Raw genomic sequence first — 24,453 nt, forward strand, 5'->3', positions numbered from 1 at the left:
GTCTTATTCAGTCTGTTCAATATGGTTCGTGAACGAATTTGAACGTTCGTTTTCCGGAAGACTTGGCACGGTATAGCGCCTCGTCCGCTTGTTTCAACAGCGTGACCAACGTCGTACGCTCATCACGTATGTATGTGACGATGCCAATACTCGTCGAGACTTGGTAACCTTCATCCCACCTACTTAACTCATCGATAATCTGAGTCGCGATGTGGCCCCATTCGTCTCGACCCGCGGCCTGTGAAAAGTGGAGAACGAACTCATCTCCGCCTAACCGAACCGCGAACGCATCACCTTGTTCGTTCACAATCGTTTGAAGCCTTGCCGCCACTTCTTGCAGGACGGTGTCCCCGATGTCGTGACCGTATCGATCGTTCACGCTTTTGAACCCGTCCAAGTCGAGGAAAAAGAGCGCACCGTGCGCGTTCAAGTCGTCTTCAAAGTACTTCGTCAAGTAGCGTCGATTGTACAGCTCCGTCAACATATCTCGCCATACAAAACGTTCTAGTTCCAAATAATACGAGAACAGCTTGACGATTCGTTGGAGTAACGCGATGTTTCTCGGATCCAACAGACTCGCCTCATCATTGACGGCACACAACGTGCCGAACTTTTCACCGTTCGTCAGTGAGATTGGGATGCCTAAATATGAGCGGATGTTCACATCGTTGAGTAGCCGCTCCACTTCCTCCACATCACAGTCTCGCTTGACGTCTTCATATCGCAACGGTCGATTGTTCTCGAAATCGATGCGACCGCAAACAGAATTGCTCAAATCTACGACCATGTTCTCCGTAATCTGAATCGATGATTTTTGATTGGACAGTTTCAAGATGACCTGTTGTGAATCCGTGAACGCCGTCAAATAAAACATTTGCTCGGGCAAAATTTCATTTGCGAGGTCAAGGACATCATTCGCCAGCTCGTCAAAGCTCTCATACATCTTCAATTCTTCAAATTGTGTGTTCATACACCCTTCCACCCCATCCCATTTTATGTACAGCCTATGGATTGAAAGGCTGTGCCTCTTTTTTCATCTTCCTTCATTTTACCATGGGAGGATTGAAAATAGAGACAGGCGTATGGACGAACGTTCAATTTGATCACTCGCTCCTTCGCTTTCGTTCATGCCTCCTCTACGACCTCGATGACGACGCCCGTCTCTCCGACTTTCCCCAAGTCGAGCACGGTCGGATCGTCGTATGCCAAGACGTGAAACTCTTGTTCGAACGTCCGAATCACATAATGCGATAGTTCGCCTCGGTACGTGTTGACTCGCTCAGTACCCATGTTCTCTGCGGCGAATCGTGTGAAGCGAGACGTCTTCAGTTTCACGATTGGGTAAGCATTGCGTAGTCCTTCTTCATGTATACTATGGTCTTCGATTGTCCCGAGAAACACCGCATATTGCTCAAAACGAATCAGGATGCGGTCACGTTCCGCGTCCCACGTCAGCAACATCGTCGGGTCATTTGCCCCGAAAAACGTCCACTCAAGTGGATAATAGGTGACACCTTTCATCTGAAACGATTCCGTCTCGAGCACATAATCTTCCGTCGTCATCAAAAAATCTAAATCAATCGCCATTCATACTTCCTCCAATCGATTGTTCTAATAAGCACTTACTGCCTTCATTCTCTACCGATAGAGATGATTATAATTCAAATCAGATTTACTCATTGCCCAAAATTCAAACAGCAGGGGCATGCGTTTTTAGAAACTAATCAAAAACGGAGCGCCCATCTCGGACGCTCCGTGCTTCGAATCAATAAAAGATAAACCACAGTGCCGCTGCCACTAAAAACAGGCCAGCCCCAATGAAGAGAATCTTCGCTAGTCTCTCATATACCATGTCTTCACCTCACCAACGCTGCGCCGACGACGAGCGAGACCCCAATCGAGAGCAGGAACGCCATCAGGCCGACGGCGATGTTCCCTTTCCCGATCTCCTCGTTCACTTTGAGCGACGGCGTCAAAAATTCGAATAGCCAATACGTCACCAACAAGAGCACGAAGCCGAAGCTCCCCCCGACCAACACATCCATCGTCTGGTCGTGGTGGCTCTCGACGACGCGGAAGATGTTGGCGAGACCGACGATTTTTCCGCCGGTCGCGAGTGCGACGGCGATATTGCCTTTTTGAATCTCGCGCCAATTGCTGTAGGGCGTCGTCACCTCGAAGATGGCGAGACCGACGACAATCATGAGTCCGGCAATCGTATACAGGCCGAGCGATTCAAGCAATACGTTGACGTTCACATTCCCCATTACCATGTTCCCCTCACTTCAGTTCGACGACCGTGACACCGAGTCCGCCTTCCCCCATCCCACCGGGGCGCTGACTCTTCACGTGACGATGTCCTTTAAGATACTCCTGCGTCGCTTGGCGCATCGCCCCGGTCCCAAGACCATGGATGATGCGGACGTTGTCATATCCAGACACGAGTGCCTCGTCGATATATTTATCGAGGCGGGAAAGTCCTTCTTCGACCCGGACGCCGCGCAAGTCGAGCTCCGACTTCGTCGAGCTCTGACGCTTGAGCGAGCTGCCTTTCGACTGGAGCGACTGCTCTTTCGAAGGGCCAATCTTTTGAAGGTCGTCCGCTTTGACGTTCACTTTCATAATCCCGACTTGGACGTTATACTCGTTATCGTTCAATTGCTTCACGATATAGCCCTTTTGGTTGAACGTCGTCACTTTCACTTCTTCGCCTTTACTGAACGTACGTTTCTGTTGCGCTTTTTGTTTCACTTTTTGAATCTTTTTATCTTGGAGCGTCGGTTTCGCCGATTCGAGCTGTTTCTTCGCGGCGATAATCTCGTGCTCTTTGACGATGCCTTCCTCACGAAGCTTCTTCAAGCGGTCGATGACTTCGTTCGCTTGGCGCTTCGCTTGTTCGACGGCCTTTTCGGCACGCGCCTCGGCTTCGCCGTACATCGTGTCGCGCTCACGCTCGAAATCGGTCAGCTTCGCTTCAAACGCAGCCTGTTCAGTTTCGAGGTCATGGCGTTTGACGATCAATTCTTTCTCGAGCTGCTCGGCGCGATGCTTGGCCGCCTCGAGCTCATTGATCATCGATTCGACCGACTCGGCGTCGGTGCCAACGTGGCTCCGCGCCTTGTCGATGACCTGTTCCGATAAGCCGAGACGTCGACTAATCTCGAACGCGTTCGAACGGCCCGGTACGCCGATCAATAGACGATACGTCGGGCTGAGCGATTCGATATCGAACTCCATCGAGGCGTTCATGACGCCTTCGCGGTTATAGGCGTACGCCTTCAGTTCCGAATAATGCGTCGTCGCCGCCACGCGGGCCCCACGACGTTTCACTTCGTCAAGGATAGCGATGGCAAGGGCCGCCCCTTCTTGCGGGTCGGTCCCGGCACCGAGCTCATCGAATAGGACGAGTGACATGAAGTCAATCTTGTCGAGCATGCTGACGATGTTCGTCATATGCGAGCTGAACGTCGACAAGCTCTGCTCGATCGACTGCTCATCACCGATGTCGGCATAGATGGCGTCAAAGACGGACAGCTCCGTCCCGAATTCGGCCGGCACGTACAGACCTGACTGCACCATCAGTTGGAGCAGTCCGAGCGTCTTGAGCGTGACCGTCTTCCCGCCGGTGTTCGGTCCGGTGATGACGAGCGATGTGAACGCTTCGCCGAGCTCGACCGTGATCGGCACGACCTCGTCTTGCGGGATGAACGGGTGACGCGCCTGTTTCAATTTGATTTCGCGCTCATCGTTCAGTTTCGGTTCCGTCGCTTTGAGCTGATGGCCGTACGCGACTTTCGCGAACACGAAGTCGAGCGTGGCGAGCACGTCGAGGTTCGTCACGACCGAATCGGCGACACCGCCGACGAGGTCCGACAGTTCGCTCAAGATGCGGTCGATCTCGGCGCGTTCTTTCAAGCGTACTTCTTGAATCTCGTTATTGATCGACACGATCGCCTGTGGCTCGATGAAGAGCGTCTGGCCCGATGCCGATTGGTCGTGAACGATCCCGCCGAACGCTTGGCGGTACTCCATCTTGACCGGGACGACGTAGCGGTCGTTCCGAATCGTGACGATGGCGTCCGACAGCATCTTCGCATTGTTACGGAGGATGTTGTCAATCCGTGAGCGGACGCTGCCTTCGAAGCTACGGAGCTGGGTCCGGAGGCCACGGAGACGGTCGCTCGCCGAATCTTGGACCGTGCCTTGGTCGTCGATGGCGTGACGGATCGTCTGTTCGACCTCGATCAGCTTCGTCAAGCGCTCGGCATACTCATCGAGACGCGGGATACGGAGATCTTCATTGTCCTCGTGCAGCTTCTCGAAGAAGTTCTTCACTTGGCGCCCGCTGTACATGACGGCGGCGACGGCGAGCAGTTCGCTCGTCGAGAGGACCGAGCCGATGGCGGCCCGCTTCACTTCACTGCGGACGTCGGTCAGTCCACCGAGCGGCAACCGGTCGCGGAGTCGGACGACCTCGGTCGCCTCGCGGGTGACGTTCAAGTTCGACAGTACCCGATCGTACGTATAGTCGGGCTGCATGTTGAGCGCCCGTTCTTTTCCGAGCGAGCTCGCGGCGTGGGCGGCGAGCTGCTGGCGGAGTTTTTCATATTCTAAAACGCGTAACGCGTGATCCATCTAGCATGTTCCTTTCTGTCGCTTCGCGTCGATGAACGCCTTGGCGTCCTCGAACGAGAGGCAGTTGATGATGTCTGACGGTTCGAGATAGGCTTTCCGGGCGTGCAGGACGCCGAGTGCCATATCTTCCATCATATCAGGGTGGTGCGTATCGGTGTTGATCATCAGTTTGACGCCGGCCGCCTTCGCTTTCTTCAGTGTCGAGGCCGTCAAATCGAGCCGGTTCGGGTTCGCATTCAACTCGAGCGCCGTCCCCGTCTCTTTCGCGAGGGCGATCAAGCGCTCCTCGTCAATCGGATAACCGTCACGGCGCCCGATGAGGCGACCGGTCGGATGGGCGATGACGTTGACGTACGGCGAGCGGCAGGCGTTCTCGAGCCGGGCCATAATCTCGTCGACGGATTGGTCCATCTTCGAGTGAATCGAGGCGACGACGTAATCGAGCGTCGCCAAGAACTCGGGCTCATAGTCGAGCGTCCCGTCCGGGCGGATATCCATCTCGACGCCGCGGAGGACGTGCATATCGTGCTTCTTGGCGGCAGCGAGAATCTCTTCCCCTTGCGCCTCGAGCCGTTCCTCGGTCAAGCCGTTGACGAACGACATGTATTTGCCGTGGTCGGTGATGGCAATCCACTCATAGCCGCGCGCTTTCATCGCCGCGACGAGCTCGTCGACCGTCAACTTCCCGTCCGACCAGACCGTGTGCATATGGGCGTCGGCCTTGATGTCGTCGAGCGTGACGAGCTTCGAGAGGTCGTGCTCGAACTCGAGGTTGCCTGCCCGGAGCTCCGGCGGGATGAACGGCAGTCCGTAACGTTCGAACAGCTCGGCTTCCGTCTCCGGTTGCCAGAGGCCGTCCGCCGTCTCGACGCCGTACTCAGAAATCGACTCACCTTTCGCTTTCGCGAGCTGGCGCATGCGCACGTTATGGTCTTTCGAGCCGGTGAAGTGATGGAGCGTCGCGGCGAAGGCGCCCAGTTCGACCATGCGGAAGTCGACCGACACCATCTCCTCGCGCTCGAGGACGAGCGACACTTTCGTCTCTCCGGCCGCGATCACCTCGTTGATGAACGGAAGGGCGAGCAACTTGTCACGGAGGGCGACAGGCTCTTCGGTCGCGATAATGAAGTCGAGGTCTTTACACGTCTCCTCGGCGCGGCGGAAACTGCCCCCGACTGAATGGCGCAAGACGAGCGGTTCAGCTTCGAGCACCGTTTCAATCTCTTCGACGACCGGGCGCATCATGGCGTATGCGAGACGCTCCGGGCGTGACTCGAGGTTCCGTGCCGCCGTGAGCAACTTCTCGACGCTCTTGGCACCGAAGCCCGGGAGGCTCGCAGCCGTACCGTCTTCTAATACGGTAATCAGTGTCTCGAGATCGACGACGCCGACTTCGCGGAGCTTGGCTAGCTTCTTGCCACCGAGCCCTTGGATTTTGAGCAGTTTCATGAGGCCGTATGGAATCTCTTCTTGGAGTGACTCGAGCGTTTCACTGCGGCCCGTGTCCCGCCACTCTTCGAGGACGGCGGCCGTCCCTTTGCCGATCCCGGAGATCGTCGTCAAATCCTCGATGTCCTCGAGTTCGAGTTCGGTGTTCTCGAGCGCCGTCGCGGCTTTACGGAAGGCGTTGATTTTGAACGGGTTCTCCCCTTTTATCTCCATATATTGCGCGATTTTTTCTAGCAGCATCATCGCTTCGACTTTATTCATCGTGCTTCCCCCTTTTCCATACAGAAAAGGCCGAGACACAAGCACTAGCTTGCATTCCGGCCTGTCGTGTTACAACATCTTATTCGAGAACCATTCAGAGAGATATGGCGTGTCTTGAATGATGTACGTCGCGAGCGACGAGTTGTCGACGGCGCTCTGGACGCTTGCCATCGGTACGAACGCGATGACCCACAAAATGAAGAACGTGATCACGTACGCCTCGAAGAAGCCGAGGACCGCTCCGATGATTCCTTTTAATTGACGCAATATCGGCAAGTCCGTCAAGAAGTCGAGCATCGATAGGATGAGATGCAAGACGAGCTTCGTGATGACGAACAAGACGACGAACCAGAAGACGTTATAAAACGTCATCTCGAGTCCTGTCAGTGCGTTTAAATCGATGACACCTTCTGGAAGCGACCCATCGAGTTGCGACGGATATGGAATCCATAGCTTGAACGCTTCGGCGAGATCACGGTAGTATGCATTGGCGACGAGGAAGCTGATGATGAGCGCGACCCAATGGCCGAGCTGCAAAATCGCCCCGCGACGGAATCCGTTAATGATCCCGATGAACAAGAAAAACAGTATAAGTAGAGTAACCATAAAGTGATTTATTCTCCCGTATTTCGTTTAGTTTTGACGTGATCACTCGCGATTTGGATAGCGGCGAGCACCGCTGCCTGACGAGCGTCTAGATGAGGGGACTGTTCACGAATCTCACGGATCTTGCTATCGACCAGAAAGCCCACTTCCCTCACATGATCGGCCGGCTCTTCGCTGACGATCGTATAGTCCTGACCCGCGATATGAATCGTTGTTCGTTGTACCTGCACGCGTCACCCCTCCTTTACGTCTATTCAAAATTAATCATAACATCGTTTGTATATTAGGAAAAGAAGAAGGTCCCTCCCTTTTCCACTCCAACATTTTGTGATACCCTATTTCAAAGTTGTCAAACGTCAATCTTCGTTGAAAAATGAAAGATAGGGTGGCAACACGTCGCTAAATGTGCGAAAATAGCAACAATTCAAACATTAAGAGAGGATGATTTATTTGAAATTACGTATTGGCCTTCTAGGTCGCATCATCATCGCTATCGCATTCGGGATTCTACTCGGTAGCATCGTACCAGAAAGCCAGAACTGGATTGTCCGGACATTTGTCACGTTCAACACAGTCTTTGGGCAGTTCTTAGGCTTTGCCATCCCACTAATCATTCTCGCTTTCATCATTCCAGGAATCGGGGAACTTGGAAAAGGCGCTGGGAAATTGGTCGGTTTGACGGCCGCCATCGCTTACATCTCCACAATCGTCGCCGGGACGCTCGCTTACTTCACGACGAGCACGTTGTTCCCGCAAATTTTGTCACGCAGCACGGCGTCTGCCGAAAACCCGGAAGAAGCTCTTTTGAAAAGCTTCATGGAGTTTGAGATCCCACCAGTATTCGGCGTCATGACGGCGCTCATTCTCGCCTTCGTCATCGGCATCGGGATTGCCGCCATCGAAAGCAAGCGCTCGCTCGACCTAGCTATGGATTTCCGCGATATCATTGAGCTACTCATCAGCAAAGTCATCATTCCACTACTACCGATTCACATCGCCGGAATTTTCATGAACATGACGTACGCCGGACAAGTCGCTGAGATTCTCTCGGTGTTCTCGCTCGTCTTCGTCACGATCATCGTTCTTCACTTGACGATGCTCTTGATTCAATACTCGATCGCAGGTGCTCTCAACAAAGAGAATCCGCTTCGTCTCTTGAAGACGATGATGCCGGCTTACTTCACAGCCATCGGGACACAGTCGTCAGCGGCGACAATCCCGGTTACACTTCGTCAATCGAAAGCGAACAACACGGACGAAGGCGTCGCCAACTTCGTGGTGCCGCTCTGTGCGACCATTCACTTGTCAGGGTCGACGATCACGCTCACGTCGGTCGGTGTCGCCCTCATGTATTTGAACGGCATGCCGATGTCATTCGCGATCGTGCTCCCGTTCATCCTCGCCCTCGGCGTCACGATGATCGCGGCACCAGGCGTACCAGGTGGAGCCGTCATGGCCTCGCTCGGTTTGTTCGGTTCGATGCTCGGATTCAGCGAAACGATGCTCAGTCTTGTCATCGCCCTTTACTTGGCGCAAGATAGCTTCGGTACGGCAACGAACGTCACGGGAGACGGTGCCATCGCCAAAATCGTTCATTACTTCAAACGCAACACCAACATTTTGGATGACGCAAAAGAACACGAAGAAATCGCATAATCTCATCTATAATTTGATAGAATGAAAAAACGGGCAAGCCATCAGGTTTGCCCGTTTTGTATACATACGCTGAAAGGGTGTTCATATGGAACTGATTCGTTGGAACGACCTGTCCGGATTTGAAGAACGTGTCATGCCCTACCTGCTCGAACATGAGGCCGAGAACAGCTTGATGATTGGCGTGCTCGATGCCATCAAGCAAGGCCGGTACGAGACGTATCATCAACTGACCGTCGAAGAGGACGGTGAGGTGCTCGCGATCCTGCAAGTGACGCCGCCCCATCCGCTCAATTATGTGCTCGTGAAACTTGAGCGAGAGGATGACGTCCTTCGTCTGCTCGTTCCTGAACTGTTAAATGGGGATATCCCCTTCACCGAGGTCGTCTCGCAAGCTGATTCAGCGATGAACTTCTACACGCTCTGGCACATCTTGACGGCGAGAGAACCGAGTGTTTTTATGGAGCAAGGTCTGTATCGTCTTGATCACGTCAATGACATCCCACTGTCGGAAGGGTCGATGCGACAGGCGACCGAGGACGACGAGACGTTCCTTGTGAAGGCGTACAACGCGTTTGAAAAGGAAACCGGGTTACGGGTCTCTTCGAAGGCAGATGCGACACAAAAGATTGCAACGATGCTCGAGAATCAAGAAGTGTACGTCTGGGAAGTCGACGGCAAGGCCGTTTCCTGCGCGAAGAAATCGCGTGAGACCGCGAACGGGGTCACCGTCTCGTTCGTCTACACGCCAAAAGCGTTGCGCCAGCGCGGCTATGCCCGCTCGCTCGTCGCCGAGCTGAGCCGAGAGCTCTTGAAGTCGAAACAATTTTGTACGCTCTATACGGATTTGAGCAACCCGACATCGAACAAGATTTATAAAGAAGTCGGCTATCAAAAAATCTTCACCTCGGCGTGGATTCGATTGCCTAGCTGATTTGATGCGCCTCCCCTATACTGTAGGTGGAGGCGATTTTTGATGAACAGATTATTCGGTTGGTGGCTCCGCATCCCGCGCCGGGTCCGGATGACCGCCTTGACGCTTGTCACGTTGGCCGTGCTCGGCTATATGGTGTTTCTCGGCAGCCGGAGCATGCTCGCCGACCCGAACTGGGACACGCTCTGGCTGAGCGTCATCGGCGCCGCTCTCTTGACCTTTATCGCCTACAAGGCAACAAAAAAGTGATCGACGCGTTCGTCGATCACTTTTTGTATAGGCTTAGAAGAATGAAGCTGGGTTGACCGTGCTGCCCGCGCTCGAAGATGAGTACGAGTAACCACCACGGTGGATTTCGAAGTGCAAGTGTGAGCCAGTCGAATTCCCCGTGCTACCCATTGCTCCGATGTTTTGACCTTGTGTCACACGTTGGCCGGCCGATACCGATACCGAGCTCATGTGTGCGTATACAGTCGTCCAAACTTGACCGTTCAAGACGTGCGTAATGATGACGTGGTTCCCGTAAGCGCCACCCCATCCAGCTGTCGTGACCGTACCTGTTTGGGCTGCGTTGATCGGCGTGCCGACCGGTGCTGCGATATCAAGTCCGTTGTGGAACGAGTAGCCGTTCGCACCGCTTGCCGCGCCCCACCCTTGTGAGAGACGACCATTTGCCGGACGTTGGAACATGCCGCCGCTTGCCGGTACAGATGCCGCTGCCGACGCTGTCGGTGTGCTTGCCGCGCTAGCGCCAGTGTTCGAGGCTTGTTGTTTCTTCGCAGCTGCTGCCGCACGTTTCGCTTCTTCAGCCGCACGTCGTTGTGCTTCCATTTCAGCCTTGATGGCTTTCTCTTGTGCTTTGAGTGTCGACTCCATTTCTTGGAGGCTCATCAATTTCGATTCGAACTTCACTTTCTCAGCGTTGAGTTTCTTGATCTTCGCTGCGCGCTCTTTCATTTTCTTGTTGAGCGTCTTTTGACGTTGTTCGAGTTCTTCTTTTTGTTTCACGAGAGCATCGCGCTCGGCTTTCAACTCGGCTTGCGCTGCGGCCAATTTTTCTTTCGTCGCTTGATACTCTTCGAAAATCTGTTTGTCATTCTCTTGAATCGTGCCTGCCGTGATCATACGAGTGAGCAAGTCACCGAAGTCTTTCGATCCGAAGATGAACTCTGCCCAATCGATCGAGCCACCGCCATTTTTTTGCATCGTGGCCATGCGCTCTTTCATGAGCTCCTCTTGCGCCTTCATTTTTGCTTCATATTGTTTAATCTGCTTTTGGAGGGCTGCAATTTTTTGTTGTGTCGCACGAATCTCAGCTTTCTTTTGCGCGACGTCATTGATGACATCTTGGAGTTCAGCATCTAACTTGTTGATTTCTTGCTGCTCTTTGCTGATCGCCTGTTCACGTTTTTTGATTGAGGCGTTCGCTCTGCTCTGCTTACTGTTATTCTGTTGTTGCTGCTGCTGCACCTTTTTTTGCTTTTCCGTCAATGACGCTGCATAGCTAGGTGTCGTGCCGCTAATGAGAAGAGCTCCTAAAGTGACGGTTGCTGCAAGTTTCTTCAAGTTAACCAATGTGCTTCCCTCCGCTGAGTTCTCTGAATTTCTATATAAAATAGATCGCATAAGTTATAAGTTGATAGGCGAATTTAAATATCGCTCTGAGACTCATTATAGCAATCTAAACCTAAAGTTATTTTACACTTATATTTCATTCGCATTACATTGACCTGTTTTAGGTTTTATCCGTTCGAAAATGGGGGTATAAATGGGTTTTACATTTCTTGTTGTCACAAAAACGTTATAAACAAAAAAGAAAAGCACTTCATGAAAGCGCTTTTCAAATAACTACCTATACGATTTTTTTACCACCTTGGAGCCACAAACCCCGATCGTGACCGGTTATGACGTCCTTGTTTGAACAGCAGAAACCCGCCGATTAGGAGGATGCCGCAAGCGGCACCGAAGCTGTCGAGCATGACGTCTTGAATGAGCGGCGTGCGCTCGGGCGTCAAACTTTGATGGAACTCATCAAAGATGGCGACCGTGTTCGCGAGCGCCCAGGCGAACAAGAGTGTCAGCCCTGCATGGAGTCGCGTGCGCGACACCGCTTTGACGAGAAGTGCCCCGAGTGCGAAGAAGACGGTGAAGTGCGCCGCTTTCCGAATCAAGAACTCGATCAAGCCGACGCTCCCTTTCGCCTCGAGCGATACCGGTCCCCCGGCGTACTCGAAGTCGACGGTCGAGAGGATGGGCTCAGCCCACGTCCAATTGATCCGTTCGAGCGGTGAGACGATGCTTTGGTCCGAATACGGGGTCGCGCTCGAGAAGAATAAGCCAATCAGGATCAAACCGATCCATATAAATTCATTTTTCAATATGTACATGACACCTTTCCTTTCTACAACGAGTCTCATTATACGCCTTCCATCACGTTTCATTGTAACAACGACTTCATCATTTCATGACAATTTGATTGCGAACAACCGGTTCAAAGTCGTGTCTTGAAATCGCGATTGGTATAATGAAAAGAAAAAAGGGGGAATCAACATGATCTATCAATATGAAGCAGCCGACATGAGCGGCAAGCTCCAACCGCTATCCAAATACGAAGGTGACGTCCTATTAATCGTCAACACGGCGAGCAAGTGCGGCTTCACCCCGCAACTCGACGGGCTTGAGAAATTATATGAACGTTATCAGGGCCAAGGGTTCCATATCCTCGGCTTCCCATGCAACCAGTTCGGCAATCAAGACCCGGGGTCGAACGAGGAAATCAGCGAGTTCTGTCAATTGAACTACGGCGTGACGTTCCCGATGTTCGCCAAAGTAGACGTGAATGGCAAAGACGCCCACCCGCTCTTCCAATACTTATCGAAAGAAGCACCAGGCCTGCTCGGTTCGAAGACAATCAAGTGGAACTTCACGAAGTTCCTCGTCGACCGGAACGGCAACGTCATCGAACGGTTCTCGCCGCAAACGACGCCGGATGAGATCGAGACGGCCGTCAAACGTCTCTTATAAGTAAAAGGATGGTCCGCCGCAATCCGGCAGGCCATCCTTTTTGTTAACGCGGTGTGATGAAGTTGATCGTGTAGAACGGGCTCGACTCCTCATTGTAGACGAGGCCGACCGACACGTGGGTGAAGCCATCTTTCAAGATGTTCTCCCGGTGGCCGAGCGAGTTCATCAATCCCCAGTGGGCATGAAAAACGCTCATCTGCCCCATCGCCAAGTTCTCGCCGGCGAGGGAGTACGCGATGCCGGCCTCGTTCATCCGCTCGAACGGATCGCGGCCTTCGGGATCCGTATGGCTGAAGAAGTTGTTCCGGGCCATGTTCTCACTATGGGCACGGACGACCGGAAGCAACGGTTCATAGTCGGCGAGCGCCGACAGTCCGAACTTCTGGCGGTCCCAGTTCATGAGCATCCGCATCAACTGTTCATTCGCGACGAGATTGTCTTCCGACACGTCACCGTAATAGCCGTCACTCGACTCCTCGACGTCCCGGTCGACCGTGAGCACGGCCTTCAGCTTGTCGTCGTCATGCTGATCGAAGAACAGTGTCACGTAGTCATCATCAATCGCATAGACGTTGAACGACGGGTCGTCCGGAATCAAGTACCGTTTCAATCCCTTATTGTAAGACTTGACCTCATCGAAGCCGATCTGCTCGACTTGTTGTCGCGTCGTCTCGCCCACGATGAGCCCTTCAAAGATGCTGCCCGTCTCGAACTGATACTGGCCTTGCTTCGACCCGTCGGCATCGATCAACTCGAGGCTGCGGTCGCCGCTCTTCTCGAGCAAGTACCAGTCGTGCCCGGCATATTGGCTCGTGAAGCGCGGGGCGTCGGTCGAGCGTTCTTGCTGCTCCTCCGCCACTTCCGTCGACTTCACTTGAATGCTCGTCGGCGCCGACACGTTCGGCACTTCAAATTTCCAGGCCGCATACATGCCGATGGCGAGCAATAAAATCACTAGTTTACGAAACATCGCGTCTCCTTTCGAAAACCTACTCCTCACGCTCACCGAACGCACGCAATCGCGCCTTGATGTCGATGAGCATCTTCATATAAGCGACATACGTCGCTTCATCTATATTCAGCATACCACTCACTTTAAGCGGTACCTCCTCGGCCTGCTCACGCAGTGCGCTCCCGGACGGCGTGAGTGACAACAGGACACGGCGCTCGTCGTCGGTTGCCCGCACTTTCTCCACATAATCGATCTGCATGAGCCGCTTGACGAGCGGTGACAACGTCCCCGAATCAAGCGTGAGCCGCTCCCCGAGCTGTTTCAAATCGATATTGTCCTCTTCCCATAAGACGAGCATCACCAAGTACTGGCTATATGTCAGGTTTAACGGCGCCAAGATTGGGCGATATAATCTTGTAAGCTCTTTTGAAGCGGTATAGAGCTGAAAACAGATTTGATGCTCTAATGTTAACGAACTTTTCATAGTATTTCCTCCGGCTATAGTCTTAGGACAAGCATATCATTTGCTTATCTGTTTGACTGCCCTATAATTAGATTGTGTACAACTTAATTGCCTAAAAACGAAATGGAGGAATTGAATCATGAAACCATTATTCACAGCTTCTGCAACTGCAATTGGTGGCCGCGAAGGTCGCGTCACATCGACGGACGGCGTCATCGACTTGAACGTATCAATGCCTGGCTCAAAACACGCGGACGAAGCGACGAACCCGGAGCAACTCTTCGCAGCAGGTTACGCGGCATGTTTCGGTAGCGCCTTGAACCTCGTCATCGGCAAAGAACGTATTAAAACAGACGGCACGAACGTCACTGGACACGTGACGCTCAACCAAGACGATGAAGGTTTCTTCATCTCGGTCGAACTCGAAGTCGAAATCAAAGGTGTCGACCAAGCGACGGCGGAACGTCTCGTCGAAGCGGCACACCAAGTTTGCCCGTACTCAAAAGCGACACGCGGCAACGTCGACGTCAAGTTGACTGCTAAAGCAGCATAATCCGATGGCCCGCTTCCGAGCGGGCTTTTTTTTGCGTCTCCCTACTCTACAGAGTAGAATGAAGAAACGAACGATTCATCGAGAGGAGGCGGACGATGTTCAAAGGTAAACGCAAATATGTGACGATCGGCGTCGGGGTCGCATTCCTCTTCGCCGCTTTCTATAATGGTCTGACCATCCGAAACTACGCAGTCGAGTCCGACAAAATCGCATCGGGACAATCGTTCCGGGTCGTTCTGTTGTCCGATTTGCATGGCTACTCGTACGGGGACGACCAACGCGTCTTAATCGACAAGGTGCGGGAACAAGAACCAGACTTGATCGCCCTACCCGGCGATATTCTCGACCGCTTCCGCTCACCCGACGCCTCCTTCGAATTGATTGAAGGATTGCAAGGTATCGCGCCGATGTATTTCGTGACCGGTAACCATGAGATTGACGGCTCTGACGATTTCGTCCGTCATGACGTCAAAGACGTGTTCCGCTCCTATGGCGTGACGGTGCTCGAGAACGAGGTGGTCTCGGTCAACGTCAACGGCGTCGACATTCTCGTCGGCGGGCTCGAAGACCCGCTCCGAACGTACACCGAAAATATCCATGCGAGATGGGAAGAGACGGCGTTGACTTCGCTAGGCGATGTCGATACGGAGACGGCGTTCAGCCTATTGTTGTCACACCGGGCCGAACAAGTCGAGACATACGCCGCCCTACCGTTCGATCTCGTCCTATCGGGCCATGCCCACGGCGGTCAGGTACGCATCCCGTATCTATTGAACGGACTGTACGCGCCGGACCAGGGCTTCTTTCCGAAGTATGCCGGCGGTCTGTACGAGCACGAGTCGTTCACTCACGTCATCGGGCGCGGCTTCAACTATAGCGTCAGCGTACCACGTGTATTCAATCCACCGGAGATTGTCGTCATCGACGTCACTGGGACCGGGGCTCCTCAGTGAGCCCCTTTTCCTATTTTCCCCAAAACCCGGATTCGCATGCGTGTGAAACGGGTAGAGTACTCTTGTTGTAACTTACCTGTTTTCAAAAAAAGGAGGAAGTGAACATATGCGTGCTGTAACCTATCAAGGAGCAAAGAACATCGAGGTCAAGGACGTGAAAGACCCGGAGATTGAGAATCGGGAAGAGATTATTGTCAAAATCACCTCAACGGCCATCTGCGGATCAGATTTGCACATCTACTTAGGCAATATGCCGACGCGACACGGCTACGTCATCGGCCACGAGCCGATGGGCATCGTCGAGGAAGTCGGACCGGATGTCACGAAAGTGAAAAAAGGCGACCGAGTCGTCTTGCCGTTCAACGTCTCATGCGGCCATTGTTTCTATTGCGAGAACGAGATGGAAAGTCAGTGTGACAATTCGAACCACGCCCCCCATACGGACGCGGGCGGCTACTTTGGATTCACCGAGCAATTCGGGAACCATCCTGGGGGGCAGGCCGAGTATTTGAAAGTACCATATGGAAACTTCATGCCGCTCGTCATCCCGGAGTCGTGCGAACTCGATGACGAGGCGCTCCTCTTCCTCTCCGACGTCATCCCTACGGCGTGGTGGAGTTTGGACAGTTCCGGGATGAAAGCCGGCGACACGGTCGTCGTCCTCGGCTCAGGGCCCGTTGGCCTGATGACCCAAAAGCTCGCCTGGGTGCGCGGGGCGAAACGCGTCATCGCCGTCGACCCGGAATTGTATCGCTTGAACCGTGCCAAACTGTCAAACAACGTTGAGACCGTCCTCATGAAAGACCCGGTCGACACGGGCAAATACATTCATGAGATCACGAACGGCGGGGCCGACGTCGTCATCGACTGTGTCGGCTTCGACGGCAAGATGTCCCCGATCGAGAAAGTCGAGCAAAAGTTGATGGTCCAAGGCGGCACGCTCAGCGCCATCAAAGTCGCCAAAGAAGCGGTCCGGAAGTTCGGGACGGTCCAATTGACCGGGATATATGCGATGAACTATAACCAGTTCCCACTCGGCGACTTCTTCACCCGCAACGTCAGCATCCGGACTGGACAAGCGCCAGTCATCCACTATATGCCTGAGCTGTTCCAGATGATCGTCGACAAGAAGTTCGACCCGACCGACATCATCACGCATCGCCTGCCACTCGAACAGGCGGCGGATGCCTACAAAATCTTTAACGACCATTTAGATGACTGCGTCAAAGTCGTCTTGAAGCCATAACGAAAGCGGTCCCCGACATTGTCAGGGACCGCTTCTTCGTTTACCAAATCGTTCGTTCCTCACAACATTGCGCTTCCCGTTCGATTTGAACGGTCGAACGCTCGAATGTGGCGAACTGCCGGATTCGTTCCGTCACGTCTCGCAAGACGCGCTGGTCGTCCGTGTCCGCCTCGATTAAGACGTGGCACGTGACGGCGAGTTCGTTCGAAGAGATTGACCAGACGTGCAAGTCATGGACTTCTTTGACCCCGGCCACTCCTCCGAGCTCCCGTTGCATCGCCACGACGTCGACTTGATCCGGTGTCCCTTCCATCAAGATGTGAATCGCCTCCCGCGTGACCCGGTAGCCACTAATCAAGATGAGCACGGCGACGAACAGGCTCGCGATTGGATCGGCGAGCGTCCAGCCGAACGCCATAATCAACACGGCCGCCGTGATGGCTCCGACCGAGCCGAGCAAATCACCGAACACGTGCAACAGCGCACTGCGGACGTTCAAGTTATCACGCTCGCCACGCATGAGCAGCCACGCCGCGAGCACGTTGACAAGTAACCCGATGATGGCGACCGAAAGCATGCCGCCGCTTAAAATCTCTGGCGGTGCGAACAAGCGTTGATACGCCTCGATGCTGATGTAGATCGAGATGACGAGCAACGTCAAGCCGTTGACGAACGCCGCTAAAATCTCGAAGCGTCGATAGCCAAACGTCCGCTCCGGCGTCGCTTGCCGTGCCCCGAACCGGACAGCGAGGAAACTGAGCCCGAGTGCGGCCGCGTCGCTAAGCATATGCCCCGCGTCCGACAAGAGCGCCAAACTGTTCGTCCATAATCCGCCGATGACTTCGACGACCATGAACGTCGCAATCAGGACGAACGACCAGAATAATGCCCGTTGGTTCGTCGTATGATGATGGTGATGGTCGTGCCCGTGATGATCGTGATGTGCGCCCATTGTTTCTCCCCCTCTCTCTATATAGTCTATACCTTCCACCTCAAACATTCAAACGTTCATTTGAATGAATACATAAAAACAATCGCCGAAAGGGATGTCCTCTCGACGATTGTCGTTATTTCTGTTCGAGCCGGACCCGCATGACGCCGTCATAGGGGAACAACTTCAACTGGCGAGTCTCACCTTCATACCAACTGCCAGCGTTTTGGCTGCTCGTCGCCGTCACATCAGGCGTCGCGACCGCTTGGCGGTCCCAGTCGATCGCCCGCACTTGTTGGTCACGTACCATCAAGAAGAAGCCGTCATAGAAATGGTATTCGTTCACTTGGTCACGCTGGACCGCTTTCGGGGTACCGAGCGTGGCCCGGACACTGTCGATGTCTTGGCCGAGCACTTCGATTGTCGCCGCATCCGCCGTCGGGACGACGGTCTTCCATGCCGCGGTCACATCGTCATCGGAAATGCTCGTCGCTTCTCCCGTCACTTGTGCTTCCGTCACCCATCCGGTCGTCCGCTCATTCAATTGGAGCTTGACGAAACCACTGACGGCCTCGAGCTGTTCGAACCGGTCACCGAGGTCGGCCTCATAAATGACCGTCGCCCGGTCGTCGGCGAACACTTTCGTATAAGGTGCCGCGATATAGACGTACGTTCCCGCTGACTCGTCGGCCTCCGCTTCCGGCTCGTCTCCTTCTGTCGGCTCTGATTCATTATTGACCGACTCGGTCGCGATGTCGTCTGTCTCCGGCAACGCCGATTTCTTCGTGTCCATGAGGGCCGCGAAGGCGATGACGCCGACGAGTGAAGCGATCAATGCGATGACCGTCGCCGTTTGCCATAACCGCTTCCGTTTCCGTGATGCGGCCCGTGATGCCCGAACTTCTTCTTTCATGTGATTCCACCCCTATTTGTTTCGTCTATTCTGTTCGGATTCGGCAAGGGGGATGCCGTTTCCTGCCTCGTCGCAGAAAATATGCGGTTCGCTCGTCAATGTCTCAAGCGTCTGGAGCGTCGCGTCAACGTCGACCGGCTTTGTATCTCCGGACTCGAGCACGCGCACCGTCTCCCCGAGCTCAATCGTCCGGTCCGTCAAGCGGTGGAACGTCCGGTCATGCGAGATAAGAATCAATCCGCCTCGATACACTTCGAGCGCGGCCTCGATTTGCTCCCGTGTGGCCACGTCCAAATAGTTCGTCGGCTCATCGAGGGCGAGCAGGTCCGCGTCCGAGAAGTACAAGATGAGGAAGGCGATGCGGCACTTCTCCCCCATGCTCGCCTCTCGAATCGGCTTATACACCTCATCACGGCGGAACAAGAAATGGGCGAGCAGCGTCCGCGCCTCCGTCTCGGTGATGTCACTTTCGGCCAGGAGCGCCTCGAGCAACGTTCCTTCGGCCGGCAGTCGGGCGAGCGTCTGTGAGAAGTAACCGATTTTCAGTTTCGGATGACGCTTGATGTCCCCGGTCTCCGGTGCGAGTTCGCCGATCAATAGTTTCAACAGCGTCGTCTTCCCGCTCCCGTTCGGCCCGACGATGGAGATGCGGTCACCCCGGTTCACCGTGAGCGAGAGTCGCTCAAAGAGGGGTACGTCGTAACCGAACGAGATGTCGTCGACCGCAATCCACGTCTTCGCCTCGAGTGGGTTGGCTTGGAAGCGAACCGAGATATGGGCCGCATCTTTCGGACGCTCAGGTCGCGTCCCTTCGAGTTGTTCGAGTTTACGTTCCCGGGCCTTCATCTTGATGGCAAGGTTCGCCGCGCTTTTTTGAGCGCCTGGACTTCGCACGCTCGCCGTCGCTTTCGCTTTCAAATGCCAGCCCTTATATTGGGCGATCATATCGAGCAGCTCCGACTTCCGCGCCATATAGCGGGCATGGGCTCGCTCGTCGCGTACCCGTTCCTCGGCCTTCTGATGTTTATACGCCGTGTAGTTGCCCGGATAGCGGACGATGGTCCCCTCATTCAGCTCGAGGATGACCGTCGCAACGTCATCGATGAATTGACGATCGTGGGAGATAGCGAGCACTATCCCCGAAAACTCGTCCACCCAACGTGTCAGCCACTCGATTGAGTCCAAATCGAGATGGTTCGTCGGCTCGTCGAGCAGGACGATATCGACGTGTCGCATCGTGAGACGGGCGAGTTGGACCCGTGTCTGTTCACCGCCGCTCAACTCGCGGAGTCGGCTCGAGTCATGTCCGTCAAGACCAAGTCGTTTGAGGGCTTGTCTCGCCTCAAGTTCGAGCGCGAAGGCGTCAACCGCGAGTGCCTCGTCATACGCTTCGAGCACGCGCGCCGAATCCCCTGATGTGACGGCAAGGTAGAGATTGTAGCGCGCCAAGTCGCCTTGCATGACGTAGTCGAGCGCGGTCTCTTCTCCATCAAACACCGTCTGTTCGACGACACCGATCGTGCCCAAGACGTCAATCAAACCTGACTGTGGGGCCAGTTCACCTATGAGCAGCTTGAATAGCGTCGTCTTGCCGGACCCGTTCTGGCCGAACAAGACGGCCCGTTCGCCTGCCGCGACGTCGAACGAGACGTTGTCGAATAAGGGTTGCCGGTCGTGGTCGAACCGGACTTGCTTCATACTTAACATATTGTTTCACCTCGCTAGTTTGTCCGATACGCGATGAAACAAAAAACACCATCCGCAACGTGCGGTGGTGTGAAGAGATCCGGTCAAGCGGAAAGAAGGGTCACCCCTTAGCCTGAAATTGGACACACTTCACCCGTGACTGTTCGTGCGAACAGTGATGATTCGTTTCATCAGTTGAGGGAGTGTGACTTTTTCATGGCACGCGGTACCTTCCTTTCCTAAGTTACTGTCACCGTACCAAATTGAAAGCGGATTCGCAAGAGCCGGACCACAATCTCCCATTTTTTCTACACCTTCCGGCGGATGCGGGGTCGTCGGTCGAGCGGTATGATTAAACCATCTTAGATGATGAGGTGACTGTTATGCGATTACGAAACCTGCTCGTCCCGAGCGCCGTCCTGGCGAGCGTCGGTACGTTCTTATATACCCGATTGAAACGAAGACTGCCTCGACCGGCTTTTAAAGTCCCGACGGTCAAACCGGACCTCGCCTCGTTCGATGAGACGATGATCAGTGCCACTTGGGTCGGCCATTCGACCGTGCTCATCCATTGGTACGGCTTGAAAATTTTGACGGATCCGGTGTTCTCGAAGCGGATTGGCGTCCACGTCGGGCCGGTCACGTTCGGGATGAAACGTCATACCGCCCCTGCCCTCTCGATTGAGGAGATCGGGCACGTCGACGTCATCCTGCTCAGCCACGCCCATATGGACCACTTCGACCATAAGAGTCTGAAACGACTGATCACCCGCGACACGGTCGTCATCTCGGCCCCGGGCACGAGCAAGCTGTTACGTAAATACCCGAGTCTGCAGACGCTCGAGATGCATCCGCACGACAAGCTGACGCTCGCGAACGGGCTTCACGTCCAAGCCATCCCCGTCGCCCACTGGGGTAATCGTTTCCCGTGGGACAAACATATGGGCTATAACGGCTACGTCTTGAAATATAAAGGCGTCCGCATGTTGTTCGCCGGGGATACGGCGTTCACCGAGTCGTTCAACGGGCTCGCGAACAAAGAACCGATCGACCTCGCTTTCTTCCCAATCGGTGCCTATCAACCGGAGTCGTTCGAGGAAGCCCACTGCACGCCGGAACAAGCATGGACGATGTTCAAACAGAGCGGCGCGAAGCGTTTCTTCCCGATGCATTGGGACACGTTCGTCTTATCCTACGAATCCGTCGAGGAGCCGTATGAGCGACTCGTCGCCGCGGCAAAGCTTGAACGTGATCAAATCGTGATCAAGGCGCACGGCGAAAGCATTCGGCTGTAGCTTTCGCTTTCACTTCCGGACGATTTTCGGTAACGTAAGAGGTGAGAGGGAGGGAATCAATTTATGGAATGGACAACACTCAACAATGATGTGAAACTGCCGATGCTCGGACTCGGCGTGTACAAAGTGGAAGACGGAGCGGTCACGGTCGACACGGTCAAAGCGGCGCTTGATGCCGGCTATCGGTTAATCGACACGGCGGCCATCTATCAAAACGAGGAGAGCGTCGGCCAAGCGATTCGCGAGTCAAGCGTCCCGCGGGAAGACATCTTCGTGACGACGAAACTGTGGAACGAGTTCCACGGCTATGACGAGGCACTCCAAGCGTTCCAAGATAGCCTCGACCGGCTCGGGCTCGAATATGTCGACTTGTTCTTGATTCACTGGCCGATGCCGCGCTTCGGTAAATTCGTCGAGACGTATAAAGCGCTCGAACAGTTGTATGAGGAAGGCAAGGTACGGGCCATCGGGGTCTCGAACTTCGAGGTCAGCCACCTCGAACAGATCATCCAGTCGTGCTCGATCGTCCCGGCAGTGAACCAAGTCGAGATCCACCCATACTTGTCCCAAAAAGAGTTGATCGCGTTCTGCCAGCGGTACGATATTCAAATCCAGGCGTGGAGCCCGCTCATGAAAGGGCGCGAGGCGCTTGAGGATCCGGTCATCGCCGAGATTGCGACCGAGCACGGGAAATCACCGGCTCAAGTCATCCTGCGTTGGCACTTACAGAACGGTGTCGCCGTCATCCCGAAATCGGTCACGCCGAGTCGAATTCGTGAGAATATAGAGGTGTTCGACTTCACGTTGACGAAAGAAGAGATGCACGCGATCGACGGACTCAACCGAAACGAGCGGACCGGGTCTGACCCGAACGAGATGCACAAAATCCACTACTGAGGAGAGATTTGACATGTTCAAAAAACTAGCTTCTGATTTGACGGGCTTCAGCGATATCGGTGAAGTCATCGACCCGAAAGATTTCGATAAGGCGGATTCGGACGATTACGTCCTCCATGAGGACAACGAGAAGATTTACTTCTTAATCAAGTCGAAATCGGACGAGTACTGCTTCACGAACTTGGCGATGATTCACCTCGACGGGACGAGCGCGATGAGTTCGAAACGCGTCTTGTATCGCTATCCATACGCCCACTTCCCATTGAATAACGTCATGTTCGAGACGGCCGGCACGGTCGACATGGACGTCGAGATCAAATTCACCATCGGCGACAAGCCGTATTCGATTGACGTGAACAAGAAACAAATCGAGCATGTGAAAGACTTGTACAAATCGCTCCTCGCCATCGCCGAGAAACAACGCGAAGGCCGGAAGATGATGGAGTATGCCAACGCCTCGCTCACGCATTCGGTGTCGATTTTGAGCGGGCTTCGTCAAGGCGATATGAATGTCGCCTCGACGTTCAAGGAATTGAATGAACAGAGCTTCGACTGGCTTAAAGGTCACTACCACGAGTGGAACCGCAAAGATTTCGGTGACGTGTTCGAGAAGTACATCAACAACTAATGAAAAATGGCCCACGATTCAGACGAATCGTAGGCCATTTTTATTTACTTTCATCAATCAACTGTTCGGCGAGCCGTTGGAACAAGTGGCTCATATGGACGGCCGAGGCGATGGCGAGCGACTGTTGGATGCCGTTCGTCTCGTTCGTGCGCACGTTGGCGAGAAGCGTCTCGGCTTGTTCCTCGAACGCCTGCATGTTCTGTTCTTTCTGAACCTGGTACGCGTCATAGAAGTCCTCGAGCGAGAAGCCCTCGTCCGACTCGTTCAGCGGCCGGAGCGTCTCTTTGATGTCATTGATCGAGAGCAATCCTTTCATCTCGTAAATCAGGCTGAGCAACATCAAGTGCTCGTTCGTGTACTTCTTGTTTTTGACGGGATGGAACAGCTTACCTTTGGCGTAGTTGTTGATCATCGTCTTCGTCAAAATCGTCTCGTCGTCACTCCGTTTCATCTTGCCGTAATGTTGCTCGAACAGCTGGATGACTTGGTCCATATATAAGTCAATCGTCGGGAGCACCTGCTTCGGCAACGTCCCTTCCGTCTCTACAATTTCATGCGGTTTCATCGAATCACCTCCCCTTCAGTATACGGACAAACCGGATTTGTCGAAACAAAAACCTTGTCGTTCTGACGTATACAGCTTATCATGTAGTTATGGATACTACATGACGTGATAAGGAGTGTTTTACATGAATTCGATTTTTCGGGAACCGATTAACGCACTGACCCACTTGGCCGGTGCCGTGCTCGCGTTCGTCGCGTTGATTGCGATGACGGTGAAAGCGTCACTGCTCGGCGAGCCGCTCGCCATTATGGCTGCGATTTTGTTTGGCATTAGCCTCGTCTTTCTCTATTTGTCGTCCGGTCTGTACCATAGCATCATCGCCTCACCGAACGTCATCGCCTTCTTCCGTAGAATCGATCATGCGATGATTTACGCCTTGATTGCCGGGACGTACGCCCCGCTCACGTTGCTTGCGCTCGAAGGGCCGACGCGTTGGGTGTTGTTCGGCACCGTCCACGCGCTCGCCTTGTTCGGGATCATCTTCAAGCTCGTCTGGTTCCACGCACCACGCTTCTTGTCGACAGCGCTCTATATCGGCATGGGCTGGTTATCGGTGTTCTTCATCGGACCGCTTCATGACGTCATCGGCAACGCCGGCATCTTCTGGCTCATCCTCGGTGGCGTCATGTACACGATTGGCGGGCTCATCTACGGCTTCAAGCCGAAGTTCGTCAACTGGCGCGGTTGGGGCTTCCACGAGGTGTTCCATTTGTTCATCTTGTTCGGCAGTTTCGCCCATTTCGTCTGCGTGTTCTGGTACGTTTTCTAAGTCCTCCTTGCGAGGGCTTTTTTCGTGAGCACATTCATTT

26 protein-coding genes are annotated in these 24,453 nt (G+C 53.9%); 11 read left to right on the forward strand and 15 right to left on the reverse strand.

The window, feature by feature from the left end; genetic code table 11:
• Window positions 1–16: 16 nt before the first annotated feature.
• The 7 genes from KNP71_RS13745 to zapA all read right to left on the reverse strand — a co-directional run bounded on the left by KNP71_RS13745 (window position 17) and on the right by zapA (window position 7,181).
• Complete coding sequence (locus KNP71_RS13745) at window positions 17–970, reverse strand: sensor domain-containing diguanylate cyclase (RefSeq protein ID WP_131471038.1); 954 nt, start codon at window positions 968–970, stop codon at window positions 17–19.
• A 155-nt stretch (window positions 971–1,125) separates the two neighbouring features.
• Entirely contained in the window at window positions 1,126–1,587 is a 462-nt protein-coding gene (locus tag KNP71_RS13750; RefSeq protein ID WP_131471037.1) for a hypothetical protein, read from the reverse strand.
• Window positions 1,588–1,856: 269 nt separating this feature from the next.
• Window positions 1,857–2,273 carry a DUF350 domain-containing protein gene (locus tag KNP71_RS13755; protein ID WP_144429829.1) on the reverse strand — a complete coding sequence of 139 codons (417 nt, stop codon included), beginning with the start codon at window positions 2,271–2,273 and terminating at the stop codon, window positions 1,857–1,859.
• A gap of 7 nt (window positions 2,274–2,280) precedes the next feature.
• Window positions 2,281–4,635: an endonuclease MutS2 gene (locus KNP71_RS13760; protein ID WP_131471036.1), complete on the reverse strand. Its 2,355-nt coding sequence runs from the start codon at window positions 4,633–4,635 to the stop codon at window positions 2,281–2,283.
• The gene (polX, locus tag KNP71_RS13765; RefSeq protein ID WP_214830911.1) at window positions 4,636–6,345 is read right to left on the reverse strand and encodes a DNA polymerase/3'-5' exonuclease PolX; all 1,710 of its coding nucleotides are present in this window, start codon (window positions 6,343–6,345) and stop codon (window positions 4,636–4,638) included.
• A gap of 69 nt (window positions 6,346–6,414) precedes the next feature.
• The gene (locus KNP71_RS13770; RefSeq protein ID WP_021066786.1) at window positions 6,415–6,951 is read right to left on the reverse strand and encodes a CvpA family protein; all 537 of its coding nucleotides are present in this window, start codon (window positions 6,949–6,951) and stop codon (window positions 6,415–6,417) included.
• Window positions 6,952–6,959: 8 nt separating this feature from the next.
• Window positions 6,960–7,181 carry a cell division protein ZapA gene (gene zapA, locus KNP71_RS15895; protein WP_021066785.1) on the reverse strand — a complete coding sequence of 74 codons (222 nt, stop codon included), beginning with the start codon at window positions 7,179–7,181 and terminating at the stop codon, window positions 6,960–6,962.
• Between the two features lie 211 nt (window positions 7,182–7,392).
• On the opposite strand from zapA, the gene KNP71_RS13780 reads away from it, so the two are divergent.
• The 3 genes from KNP71_RS13780 to KNP71_RS13790 all read left to right on the forward strand — a co-directional run bounded on the left by KNP71_RS13780 (window position 7,393) and on the right by KNP71_RS13790 (window position 9,787).
• Window positions 7,393–8,607: a dicarboxylate/amino acid:cation symporter gene (locus tag KNP71_RS13780; RefSeq protein WP_214830913.1), complete on the forward strand. Its 1,215-nt coding sequence runs from the start codon at window positions 7,393–7,395 to the stop codon at window positions 8,605–8,607.
• A gap of 85 nt (window positions 8,608–8,692) precedes the next feature.
• Window positions 8,693–9,538, forward strand: coding sequence for a GNAT family N-acetyltransferase (locus KNP71_RS13785; protein WP_214830915.1), 846 nt, complete (start codon window positions 8,693–8,695; stop codon window positions 9,536–9,538).
• Between the two features lie 42 nt (window positions 9,539–9,580).
• Complete coding sequence (locus KNP71_RS13790) at window positions 9,581–9,787, forward strand: hypothetical protein (RefSeq protein WP_214830916.1); 207 nt, start codon at window positions 9,581–9,583, stop codon at window positions 9,785–9,787.
• 33 nt (window positions 9,788–9,820) lie between these two features.
• On the opposite strand, the gene KNP71_RS13795 is transcribed toward KNP71_RS13790, so the two are convergent.
• Window positions 9,821–11,113 (reverse strand): murein hydrolase activator EnvC family protein, encoded by a 1,293-nt coding sequence (locus tag KNP71_RS13795; protein WP_214830917.1) that lies wholly within the window; start codon window positions 11,111–11,113, stop codon window positions 9,821–9,823.
• Between the two features lie 290 nt (window positions 11,114–11,403).
• Window positions 11,404–11,925 carry a VanZ family protein gene (locus KNP71_RS13800; RefSeq protein ID WP_214830918.1) on the reverse strand — a complete coding sequence of 174 codons (522 nt, stop codon included), beginning with the start codon at window positions 11,923–11,925 and terminating at the stop codon, window positions 11,404–11,406.
• A 163-nt stretch (window positions 11,926–12,088) separates the two neighbouring features.
• On the opposite strand from KNP71_RS13800, the gene KNP71_RS13805 reads away from it, so the two are divergent.
• A complete protein-coding gene (locus tag KNP71_RS13805; RefSeq protein WP_029595900.1) occupies window positions 12,089–12,562 on the forward strand; it encodes a glutathione peroxidase in 474 nt (157 codons plus the stop codon).
• A gap of 43 nt (window positions 12,563–12,605) precedes the next feature.
• On the opposite strand, the gene KNP71_RS13810 is transcribed toward KNP71_RS13805, so the two are convergent.
• Window positions 12,606–13,532 (reverse strand): CAP domain-containing protein, encoded by a 927-nt coding sequence (locus tag KNP71_RS13810; protein ID WP_214830919.1) that lies wholly within the window; start codon window positions 13,530–13,532, stop codon window positions 12,606–12,608.
• A 19-nt stretch (window positions 13,533–13,551) separates the two neighbouring features.
• On the reverse strand, window positions 13,552–13,998 hold the full coding sequence (locus tag KNP71_RS13815) for a MarR family winged helix-turn-helix transcriptional regulator (protein WP_214830920.1): 447 nt from the start codon (window positions 13,996–13,998) through the stop codon (window positions 13,552–13,554).
• A 118-nt stretch (window positions 13,999–14,116) separates the two neighbouring features.
• Between KNP71_RS13815 and KNP71_RS13820 the strand changes: the two genes are divergently transcribed.
• The 3 genes from KNP71_RS13820 to KNP71_RS13830 all read left to right on the forward strand — a co-directional run bounded on the left by KNP71_RS13820 (window position 14,117) and on the right by KNP71_RS13830 (window position 16,729).
• Window positions 14,117–14,530: an organic hydroperoxide resistance protein gene (locus KNP71_RS13820; RefSeq protein ID WP_021066776.1), complete on the forward strand. Its 414-nt coding sequence runs from the start codon at window positions 14,117–14,119 to the stop codon at window positions 14,528–14,530.
• A 95-nt stretch (window positions 14,531–14,625) separates the two neighbouring features.
• Entirely contained in the window at window positions 14,626–15,483 is an 858-nt protein-coding gene (locus KNP71_RS13825) for a metallophosphoesterase (protein ID WP_029595904.1), read from the forward strand.
• 106 nt (window positions 15,484–15,589) lie between these two features.
• A complete protein-coding gene (locus KNP71_RS13830) occupies window positions 15,590–16,729 on the forward strand; it encodes a zinc-dependent alcohol dehydrogenase (protein ID WP_029595905.1) in 1,140 nt (379 codons plus the stop codon).
• A 40-nt stretch (window positions 16,730–16,769) separates the two neighbouring features.
• Here the strand turns inward: KNP71_RS13830 and KNP71_RS13835 are convergent, their stop codons facing one another.
• From KNP71_RS13835 to abc-f, 3 genes are all read right to left on the reverse strand, one after another.
• Window positions 16,770–17,681: a cation diffusion facilitator family transporter gene (locus KNP71_RS13835; protein ID WP_029595906.1), complete on the reverse strand. Its 912-nt coding sequence runs from the start codon at window positions 17,679–17,681 to the stop codon at window positions 16,770–16,772.
• Between the two features lie 115 nt (window positions 17,682–17,796).
• Window positions 17,797–18,573 carry a hypothetical protein gene (locus tag KNP71_RS13840; protein WP_214755708.1) on the reverse strand — a complete coding sequence of 259 codons (777 nt, stop codon included), beginning with the start codon at window positions 18,571–18,573 and terminating at the stop codon, window positions 17,797–17,799.
• Window positions 18,574–18,585: 12 nt separating this feature from the next.
• The gene (gene abc-f, locus KNP71_RS13845) at window positions 18,586–20,280 is read right to left on the reverse strand and encodes a ribosomal protection-like ABC-F family protein (protein WP_214830921.1); all 1,695 of its coding nucleotides are present in this window, start codon (window positions 20,278–20,280) and stop codon (window positions 18,586–18,588) included.
• Window positions 20,281–20,642: 362 nt separating this feature from the next.
• On the opposite strand from abc-f, the gene KNP71_RS13850 reads away from it, so the two are divergent.
• The 3 genes from KNP71_RS13850 to KNP71_RS13860 all read left to right on the forward strand — a co-directional run bounded on the left by KNP71_RS13850 (window position 20,643) and on the right by KNP71_RS13860 (window position 23,079).
• A complete protein-coding gene (locus tag KNP71_RS13850) occupies window positions 20,643–21,554 on the forward strand; it encodes an MBL fold metallo-hydrolase (protein WP_214830922.1) in 912 nt (303 codons plus the stop codon).
• A 63-nt stretch (window positions 21,555–21,617) separates the two neighbouring features.
• The gene (locus KNP71_RS13855; RefSeq protein ID WP_214830924.1) at window positions 21,618–22,451 is read left to right on the forward strand and encodes an aldo/keto reductase; all 834 of its coding nucleotides are present in this window, start codon (window positions 21,618–21,620) and stop codon (window positions 22,449–22,451) included.
• Window positions 22,452–22,464: 13 nt separating this feature from the next.
• Window positions 22,465–23,079: a PH domain-containing protein gene (locus tag KNP71_RS13860; protein ID WP_021066768.1), complete on the forward strand. Its 615-nt coding sequence runs from the start codon at window positions 22,465–22,467 to the stop codon at window positions 23,077–23,079.
• Between the two features lie 40 nt (window positions 23,080–23,119).
• Here the strand turns inward: KNP71_RS13860 and KNP71_RS13865 are convergent, their stop codons facing one another.
• On the reverse strand, window positions 23,120–23,644 hold the full coding sequence (locus KNP71_RS13865) for a DUF1836 domain-containing protein (protein ID WP_214799018.1): 525 nt from the start codon (window positions 23,642–23,644) through the stop codon (window positions 23,120–23,122).
• Window positions 23,645–23,768: 124 nt separating this feature from the next.
• Between KNP71_RS13865 and trhA the strand changes: the two genes are divergently transcribed.
• Entirely contained in the window at window positions 23,769–24,413 is a 645-nt protein-coding gene (trhA, locus tag KNP71_RS13870; protein ID WP_029595912.1) for a PAQR family membrane homeostasis protein TrhA, read from the forward strand.
• Window positions 24,414–24,453 lie beyond the last annotated feature (40 nt).

This window comes from Exiguobacterium sp. s56, assembly GCF_018618255.1.
Lineage (GTDB): Bacteria > Bacillota > Bacilli > Exiguobacteriales > Exiguobacteriaceae > Exiguobacterium > Exiguobacterium chiriqhucha.